The following is an 8431-nucleotide window of genomic DNA, read 5'->3' on the forward strand; positions in this document are numbered from 1 at the left end:
TCGGGGTCGGCGCGGGCGTCCATCGACGCCGGGTCCGACCCGTGGTCCGGTTCGGTCAGGCCGAAACAGCCGACGGCGTCGCCGACCGCCAGCCGCGGCAGCCAGCGTTCGCGTTGGGCCTCGCTGCCGTACTCGGCGATGGGGTACATCACCAACGCGCCCTGCACGCTGGCGATAGAGCGGATACCCGAGTCACCGGCCTCCAGTTCCTGCATCAACAGGCCGTAGGCCGTCGCCGAGACGCCCGGCAGCTCCCCCCACGACAGCATCGGGCCGAAAAAATCCAACTCGCCCATCCGGCCGACGATGCCCTCGGGGACCGTCCCGGCCTCGAAGTGCTCGCCGATGTCCGGGTCGACCTGTTCGGCGACGAACTCCCGGGCTGTGTGTCGGATCATCTGGTCTTCGCCCGAGCAGTCCGCCGCGAGGTCGAGGTAATCGAGCATACTCGACAATCGGTACCACGGGACAAAAACGCTCCCGCCGGGTCCAACACCGTTTTGCCTACCGGTAGTCGACGGGACGGTGTGTTCGGTCCGATCCGTCGTGCAGTCCGTGCCGGCGGGTTCCTGCTCGTGCCCGCTGTCCTCGCCGTCGCCCTCGCCGAACCGCTGGTGTTCCCGAGTCTCGGCCCGTCGGCGTACCTGCTTGCGGTCCGGCCCGACGACGACGCCGCGACGCCGCGCCGGGTCGTGGTCGGCCACACCCTCGGTGCGCTCGCCGGGTTCGTCGCCTACCACCTCGTCGCCGCGCCGGCGACACTGGTGGCGCTCCCGCCGGCACAGTCGCTGGCGATGGCCTCGTTGATCGTGAGCGCGACGCTGTCTGTCGTGCTGACGACGACGGCGATGGAGGGCACCGACGCCCGCCACGCCCCGGCCGCCGCGACGACGCTCATCGTCTCGCTGGGGCTGTTGGCGACACCGCTCGACGTCCTCCTGATCGTGTTCGCGGGTCGCCGCCCTCGTCGGAACGCAACTGGCGTTCGACGCCGCGACCGACCACAGGCGGGTCCCGACCTAGTCGTCGGTCGCCGACCGCGCTGGTTCCTCGGCGGACACCGTAGACTCGGCCGCCGTCGAGCGCTCGGCGACGACATCGAGGAAGTTGTCGAACAGCCGTTTCGTCTCACAGGCTGCCCTGTAGTTCTCGGGGTCGATACCGTCGAGGACGCGCCGTTTCCGCTCGGGGTCGATGTCCTTGCCCTCGGTCACCTCGCGGGCGCTGGTCGTGTCGTACTCGGGGTGGAACTGGACGGCGTAGGCCGGCCCCTTCCGGAAGCCGTGGACGCCGTAGTCGTTCGCCGCGAGCAGCGTCGCCCCCGGCGGCAACTCGGTGACAGCGTCCGAATGCGTCGTGAACGCGGTGAACGCCTCGCCCAGTCCCGCCAACAGCGGGTCCGCGGCCCGCCGCTCGATTGTCCGGTACCCGATCTCGTACTCGCCCATCGGCTCGACCGTTCCGCCGAGTACGTCCGCTAGGACTTGGTGGCCGAAACAGACGCCCAGCGTCGGGATACCGCGGTCGAGCGTCTCGGCGACGACCGCCCGCAGCGTGTCGATCCACGGCTCGTCCCAGTAGACAGAAGAGCGCGAGCCGGTGACGACGGCGGCGTCGAAGTCGTAGCCGGTCGGTCGCTCCCCGCACTGGATCCGGAACTCGACGACCTCGGCGTCTAGTTCCCGCCGGAAGTTCCGGCTGTTGTGCGAGTCGTGTTCGGCGTCGAACAACGCGACCGTCGGCTGGCTCATCGTCCCCCTCAAACGCCCGGAGAGTCAAAAACACCCCTGCACCGGCAGGTACTGCCGCTCACTCGAACGCGCCGGCGTCCTCTAAGTGACCGACGAGCGTGTCGGTGACCGCCTGTGCGGACTCGACGAACGCGCAGTGGCCGCCGTCGACCGCCCGATGGGTCCCGTTCGGCAGGGCCTCGGCCAGCGCCTCGCCCGCGGCCGGGTCGACCACCGCGTCCTCGGTCCCGTGACAGACCAGCGCCGGCGTCGTCACCTCGTAGCAGTCGGTGAGAGTGTGATCGCACAGCGCCGCCCGCTGAGCGTTCCAGCCCTCGGCGTCGGCGTCGTCCTCGCGCCGCCAGCCAACAATGCGGTCCATCTCCTCGGGGTGGGACGCGACCGTCTCGGGGGCGGAACAGCGTCGACAGCGACGACCGGAGTGCGCCCGCGTCGCCGGGGTCGGCCCACACCCGGTTGAGGGCATCCGCGTCGATATCGGCGGGCGAGCGCGGCGTCCCGAACAGCGTGAGTGTGTCGGCGCGGCCGTGGTCGCGAGCGTACTCGACGGCGACCTGTCCGCCGAGGCCGGCCCCGACGAGGTGGACCGAGCGCGCGCCGTGGTCCGCGAGCACCGAATCGAGGTCCGCGACCAGCGTCTCGACGCTATAGGGTCCCGGCGGCGCGTCCGAGCGACCCGTCCCGCGGTACTCCCACACCAGCGTCTCGACGGTCGGCGGGAGCCCGCCCAACTGGTAGCTCCACAGCCACGCGCCCAGCCCCGCCTCGCCACAGAAGACGACCGTCGGCCCCGCCCCGTCGGTGACGTACTGGAGGGTGACCCCGTCGTTGCTCGCTGTCGGCATACCGGGGGCTACGGCGGAGGTCCCCCTGAGCCTTGTCGTTCGCCCCGGCGGAAGCAGCCGACTTATCCCCGCGGCAGCCCTATATCAGTCAATGACCGTCCGACACGACGGCCTCACCGTCGAGTGGCTGGGATACGCCACGATCAAACTCGCCGGCGAGGACACGACCGTCTACGTCGACCCCGGCCGCTACGGCATCCTGACCGGCGAGTGGGAACCCGACACCGAGGACATCGGCCACCCGCCGAGTCGGGACTACCGCCCCGAGGACGGCGACGTCGTCTGTGTCACTCACATCCACCACTACGACCCCGACGGCATCGAACGGGTCGCCGACGAGGACGCGACGATTATCGCCTTCGAGGGCATCGACACGCAGGCACCGGGCCGTGACCTCCCGGCGCTTGCCGAGTTGGGCTACGAGGTCCGGCGCGTCGGCACGAAAGACTCCCTCTCGGTCGGCGACGTGACGGCGTGGTCGGTGCCGGCCTACAACAGGCCCGACGGCCCCAACACCCGCCCCGACGGGACGCCCTACCACCCCGAGGGTTTCGGCTGTGGCTACGTGCTGAACGTCGAGGGGACGCGGGTGCTCTACCCCGGCGATACGGACGTCTTGCCCGGCCACCGGACCATCGACTGCTCGCTTTTCTGTCCGCCCATCGGCCAGCGGTTCACGATGAATCGCCACGAGGCCGCCGAACTCGCCGACACAATCGACCCGAACCTCGTGCTCCCGGTCCACTACAACACCTTCTCGACACAGGAGATAGATTCGCGGGCGTTCGCCGCGGACGTGGCCTCCTCCGGCGTGCCCGTGGTGCTGGACGAGGGTCGCTAGTCGCCACGCCGGCGAGCGTACAGCAGGCCGCCAAGCGCGACGAGCGTCAGGGGCGGCGCCATCTTGATCGCCCCGAAGATGGCCAACTGGCCGGTCGTCGCTCGTTCGACCCGTTCGCCGAGCCACAGCCAGTAGATGTCACCCTGGTACCGGACGTTGATCCGGTCGGAGATGACGAGTTCCGTCTCCGCGGCGAGGTACTCGGCACGCTCTTCGGGGACGACCGTGGCACTGTTTGCCTCGCCGGTGTAGAGGTCGTCGAACGCGCCCCGCGCGTCTTCCGAGAGGTTCTCGTAGGCGTAGACGGTCGCGTCTGGTTCGTCGGGGGCGTCTTTCTCGTGGAGGGACATCGTGTAGTCGTGGCCGTTGGCATCGAGCGCGGACGCCACCTGGGAACCGGCCACGCCGGTGTAGAGGAGGCCGCCCGCGAGGAGGAAGACGGCGAGGACACGCCAGGGGTCGACGGCGGACATAGTCGATCCGTCCGTGTCGAGGTCTGTGAATTTTACGCCGGTGATCAGCCGCTGATCTCGTTCCACAGCGCGAGGGCGTCGAAGAGGTCGCCAGTGTCGCCGTCCCTGTCGAAATCAAACTGCGTCGGGTTGTTCTGAATCGCATCGGTGTTGCGGTTGTTGTAGTACGACAGCGCGTCGAAGAGGTCAGCGCTCCCGTCACCGGTTATATCTTCCAGCAATCGATCACCGTCGATGGTTCTCGCCGGTGGATTCCCGCCGACGGACGGATTCAGGTCGACGGCGATATCGGCCGTGTCCACAGCGAGGATGTTCGCAGCCGTCGGTTCGCCCGAGTGGATAGTAGCGGCAAGAGTCTGGTTGGTTCGAACGTACGGTGAAGTCCCGAGCGACTTCGTCCCGGACACCGCCGTCAGAGTCACCGAACCGAGAACCTGCCCCGGGGACCCGTCTTCGGTGACTGACCAGATGGCCAACGTCTGGCCGTTGTTGCCGAGCGAGAAGGATGCGACGTCAACGAATCGATCATTTATGATTTGATCGTTGAACGTAACCGATGCCGGCACAGTTTCGATAGTGATTGCCGCCGTATCGGCCGCCAGCACGTTGTCGGCCGTCGGGTCGCCCGAGTGGACAGCGGCAACGAGCGTCTGATTCGTGTCGATAGCCGACGCCAAAAACGGCGAGAGAGTCCCCGACTGACTCGACGGGGTCACCGACGCGAGTACTTGGTCCGGTGACCCGTCCTCGGTGACCGACCAGACAGCCACGGTCTCGCCGTCGCTCCCGAGATCATAGTCGGCAACATCCACCGACCGGCCGCTGCTTGTCTGGTCGTTGAACGTAACCGATGCCGGCACAGTTTCGATAGTAATTGCCGCCGTATCAGCCGCCAGCACGTTATCGGCCGTCGGATCGCCCGAATGGACCGCAGCGACGAGCGTCTGATTCGTGTCGATAGCGGACTCCAACAACAACGAGGTCGCCCCCGACTAACTGGATGGAGCCACCGACGCGAGTACCTGGTCCGGTGACCCGTCCTCGGTGACCGACCAGACAGCCACAGTCTCGCCGTCGCTCCCGAGAGTATACGCGGCAATATCCACCGACTGGCCGCTGCTCGTCTGATCGTTGAACGTGACCGACGCCGGCACAGTTTCGATAGTGAGTTCCGCTCTATCACTCACGATGACGTTGTCAGTCATCGGTTGGGACGAATGAACGGCGACGGCGACTGTCTGGTTTTCCTGCAGCGTCTGATCAAGTTCGATTTCGATGGTCCCACTCAAGGTATCCGGAGCAACTGATCCGATCACGGTATCGAGTGACCCATTCGATAGCGACCACACGGCGAGAGTCTCACCCTCAGTGCTGAGGTCGTAACTCGCGATATCGATACGCGATCCATCCGTGGTCTGGTCGTTCGCCGCCAGCGATACACTGGTTGCGTGACCCGTCGCGTTAGTTGATACCTCCTCGGTGAGCGCGGGAACAGCCCCGACACCACCAGTCAGACTCCCAACAACGATGAATAGACTCAACGAGAGTACGACTATGTGTCTCTGAATCGTCATACTATCCATTTGAATATCATAGCATATTAAGAACTAGTCTTGACAGAGTAGCTGGACGAAAAATGGGGAGGTGGCTACTCTCGTGCCAGAGTGTTGTTAGTCTTCGGCGGTCACCGACTGGAGAATCTCCGGGGCCGCCGCGAGCGCGTCGTCCAGTTTCTCGCTGTCGGGGCCGCCGCCCTGTGCGAAGTCCGCCGGGCCGCCACCGCCGCCGCCGACCCGCCCCGCGAGTTCGCCGACCACCTCGCCGGCGTTGACGCCGACACCGTCGGGGACGGCCACGACGAACTGGGCGCCGCTTTCACCGCTGCCGAGGACGGCGATCTGCCCCTCGTCGACGAGGGCGTTGGCTTGGGCCCGGAGTTCGTCCATGTCGGCGTCGATGCGCTGGATCACGGCGGTCGTCTCGGCCACCTCGACCTCCTCGGCGTCGGCCCCGCCACCGGCGCGGGCCGTCGCGAGTTGCTCTTTGAGGTCCTCTATCTCCTTGCCGCGGGCCTTCCACTCCTCGAAGAACCGTTCGGCGGTCTCCGGGACGTCCTCCGGGGAGACGTCGAGAACGTCGGCGGCCTCGTAGAGAGCGTCCTCCGTCTTCTGGGTCGCCTCGACGGCGGCCTCGCCGGCCGCGAAGGTCAACCGGATCACGCCGTCCTGGATCCGCTCTGTCGAGCGCATCTTGATCGCGCCGATCTCGCCGGTGTAGGCGACGTGGGTCCCGCCACAGGCCTGGATGTCGTCGGCGACGCTGATCGTCCGGATCTGTTCGCCCGGCGGGATACCGCCCTGATAGAGGTCGAAACCGTGCTTGTCCTCGGCCTCGTGGCGGTCGGGCCAGTTCTGTTTGACTGCGACGTTGTCCATCACCAAGTCGTTGGCGCGGCGCTCTATCTCTTTGACCTGCTCGCGCGTGATCGACTCGTAGTGGCGGATGTCGATGCGTGAGGAGTCGACGCCCTTCTGTGCGCCGGCCTGCCGGACGTGGTCACCGAGGACCTGCCGGGCGCTGTGGATGACAATGTGGGTCGCGGTGTGGTGGCGCATCAACTGCCGGCGGCGGGCCGCGTCGACCTTCCCGCGGACGAACTCCCCCTTACCGGGGTCGCCGTCGGCCGTGTGGAGGATGACGCCGTCGACTCGCTGGGTATCGGTGACGTCGACGGTGCCGTCGTCGCCCGAGAGCGTCCCGTGGTCCGGTGGCTGACCGCCGCCTTCGGGGTAGAACATCGTCTGGTCCAGCACCACGTCGTAGTCGCCGTCCTCGCGCTCGAACACGTCCAGCACCATCGCCTCGAACTCCATGCGCTGCTGGTCGTCGTAGTACAGGCGGTCGGTCTCGGGGAGTTCGGCGATGCGGTCGGCGTAGGGCACCGTCTCGGCCGCGTCGGCGGCCGTCTCGCCGCCGTGTCGCTCGGCGACCAGCGAGTAGAAGTCGTCGGGCGTCTCGACGTCGACGCCGCGTTCGGCGGCTATCTCCTCGACCATATCCGGCTGGATGCCGTGGGAGTCGTACAGTTCGATCAGTTCCGCGACGGGGATGGGGTCGCCCGTCTCGGCGTAGTCCTCTGCCAACTGCCGGACCTTCCGGCCGCCGCGGTCCAGCGTCTCGCGGTACTTCTCGACCTCCGTGCGGACGATGTCCCGGACGGTGTCGCGGTTGTCGTAGCCGAGTCGCTCGGCCTGCATGTCGACGAGTTCGTCAAGCGGCGCGTCGACGCCGAGGCCGTCGACCAGTCGCTTGGTGCGCCGGAGGACCATCCGCGCGAGATAGCCCGTGCCGACGTTGCTCGGGACGATGCCGTCACCGAGCATATAGGCGAGGGTCCGGCAGTGGTCGGCGACGGCGTAGACATCTTCCAGCGGTTCGACCAACTCGCGCAGGCGCTCGACGTCGACGCCGAGTTCGTCGGCAATCGCCCCGCGTGCGGCCTCCACGTCGTCGACATCGTCGATGTCGAGGCTCCCGGACATCCGGGCCGCGTCCCGGACGATTGCCTCCTCCTCGTCGGTGTAGGAGAGGCCGGCGTTGTCCCGCAGGAACTCGATCATCTCGGGATAGATGGCCTCGTACACCGTCGGCGTCCCCTGGCTCATCCACGTCCAGCGCTCGATGCCGTAACCGGTGTCGATGATCCACCGGTCCATCTCGCTGTAGGTGTTGCCGTCTTTCATCTCGACGTCGCCGTCGGGGTCCTGCTCGAACTGCATGAAGACGAGCGTCGCCAACTCCAGACCCTTGAAGATGACCTCGAAGGCGGGGCCGGCGTTGCCGCCGCCGACCCACACGTCCTCGATGAGGGTGAGTTCGCTCGGGTCAGCGCCCAGTTCCTCGAACAGTTCGACGCAGTACTGGACACACTCCTCCTTCCAGTACACCTCGCCCTCGTAGGCGTAGTCGGAGCCCTCCTCGGCGTTGAACGCGTGGTGGCCGCCCATCTCGAAGGCCATCGTGTGGCGGCCGGTCTTGCCGACGTTGTCGATGTCCTGCATCCGGATGCAGGGCTGGGAGACGACCAGCGGGTTCGCCGGCGGCGGGGCCTCGCCGGTAGTCACCAGCGGTTGGAAGTCGTAGATAGAGGCCTGCGTGAGCAGCACGTCCTCGCGCCAGCGGTTGGCCGCGACCGGGTACGGGTCGATGCGGGTGTGGTCGCGGTCCTCGAAGTGAGAGAGAAAGATCTCGCGCATCTCGGCGAGTTCGAACGAGTCGTCGAAGCCGGGGTCGCCCAGAAAGCTGTACTCCGCACACGGCGGTTCGCCGCAGGTCTCGCGGTCGGGGTCTTGCGTCCAGAAGTGGTCCCCACACTCCGGACACTCCAGTCGGTGGAACCCCTCCTCCTCGAAGTAGTCGAGGCGGTACTCCTCGGTGAGGTCGCTCATTAGTCGACTGTGCCGCACGCGCGCCTAAATCAGTTCCGTTGGCGAGTTGTCCCCGCCGCGCCGGCGTCGCAGT

At 66.9% G+C, this 8431-nt stretch carries 8 protein-coding genes and 2 pseudogenes; 2 read left to right on the forward strand and 8 right to left on the reverse strand.

The window, feature by feature from the left end:
* A partial coding sequence (locus GJ629_RS18060) for an acyl-CoA dehydrogenase family protein (protein WP_370515900.1) occupies window positions 1–740 on the reverse strand: 740 nt, incomplete at its 3' end.
* Between GJ629_RS18060 and GJ629_RS18065 the strand changes: the two are divergent.
* A pseudogene (locus GJ629_RS18065) lies at window positions 645–869 on the forward strand (HPP family protein); the annotation flags it as partial. The gene GJ629_RS18060 and the pseudogene GJ629_RS18065 sit on opposite strands and share 96 nt — an antisense overlap.
* 150 nt (window positions 870–1019) lie before the next feature.
* Here GJ629_RS18065 and GJ629_RS12420 read toward each other — a convergent pair.
* The 3 genes and pseudogenes from GJ629_RS12420 to GJ629_RS17630 form a co-directional block, all read right to left on the reverse strand.
* Complete coding sequence (locus GJ629_RS12420) at window positions 1020–1751, reverse strand: type 1 glutamine amidotransferase (RefSeq protein WP_157513340.1); 732 nt, start codon at window positions 1749–1751, stop codon at window positions 1020–1022.
* 58 nt (window positions 1752–1809) lie between these two features.
* Complete coding sequence (locus GJ629_RS17625; RefSeq protein ID WP_255475233.1) at window positions 1810–2217, reverse strand: alpha/beta fold hydrolase; 408 nt, start codon at window positions 2215–2217, stop codon at window positions 1810–1812.
* A 7-nt stretch (window positions 2218–2224) separates the two neighbouring features.
* A pseudogene (locus GJ629_RS17630) lies at window positions 2225–2596 on the reverse strand (alpha/beta fold hydrolase); the annotation flags it as partial.
* A 91-nt stretch (window positions 2597–2687) separates the two neighbouring features.
* Here GJ629_RS17630 and GJ629_RS12430 point away from each other — a divergent pair.
* The gene (locus GJ629_RS12430) at window positions 2688–3437 is read left to right on the forward strand and encodes an MBL fold metallo-hydrolase (protein WP_157513341.1); all 750 of its coding nucleotides are present in this window, start codon (window positions 2688–2690) and stop codon (window positions 3435–3437) included.
* On the opposite strand, the gene GJ629_RS12435 is transcribed toward GJ629_RS12430, so the two are convergent.
* The 4 genes from GJ629_RS12435 to alaS form a co-directional block, all read right to left on the reverse strand.
* Complete coding sequence (locus GJ629_RS12435) at window positions 3434–3910, reverse strand: hypothetical protein (RefSeq protein ID WP_157513342.1); 477 nt, start codon at window positions 3908–3910, stop codon at window positions 3434–3436. The genes GJ629_RS12430 and GJ629_RS12435 overlap by 4 nt on opposite strands.
* A 44-nt stretch (window positions 3911–3954) precedes the next feature.
* A complete protein-coding gene (locus GJ629_RS12440) occupies window positions 3955–4722 on the reverse strand; it encodes a hypothetical protein (RefSeq protein ID WP_157513343.1) in 768 nt (255 codons plus the stop codon).
* A 180-nt stretch (window positions 4723–4902) separates the two neighbouring features.
* Complete coding sequence (locus GJ629_RS12445; protein ID WP_157513344.1) at window positions 4903–5484, reverse strand: hypothetical protein; 582 nt, start codon at window positions 5482–5484, stop codon at window positions 4903–4905.
* Between the two features lie 96 nt (window positions 5485–5580).
* Complete coding sequence (gene alaS / locus GJ629_RS12450; protein ID WP_157513345.1) at window positions 5581–8358, reverse strand: alanine--tRNA ligase; 2778 nt, start codon at window positions 8356–8358, stop codon at window positions 5581–5583.
* Window positions 8359–8431: the final 73 nt, after the last annotated feature.

It is taken from the genome of Halapricum sp. CBA1109, from assembly GCF_009741825.1.
In the GTDB taxonomy this organism is placed as follows: Archaea; Halobacteriota; Halobacteria; order Halobacteriales; family Haloarculaceae; genus Halapricum.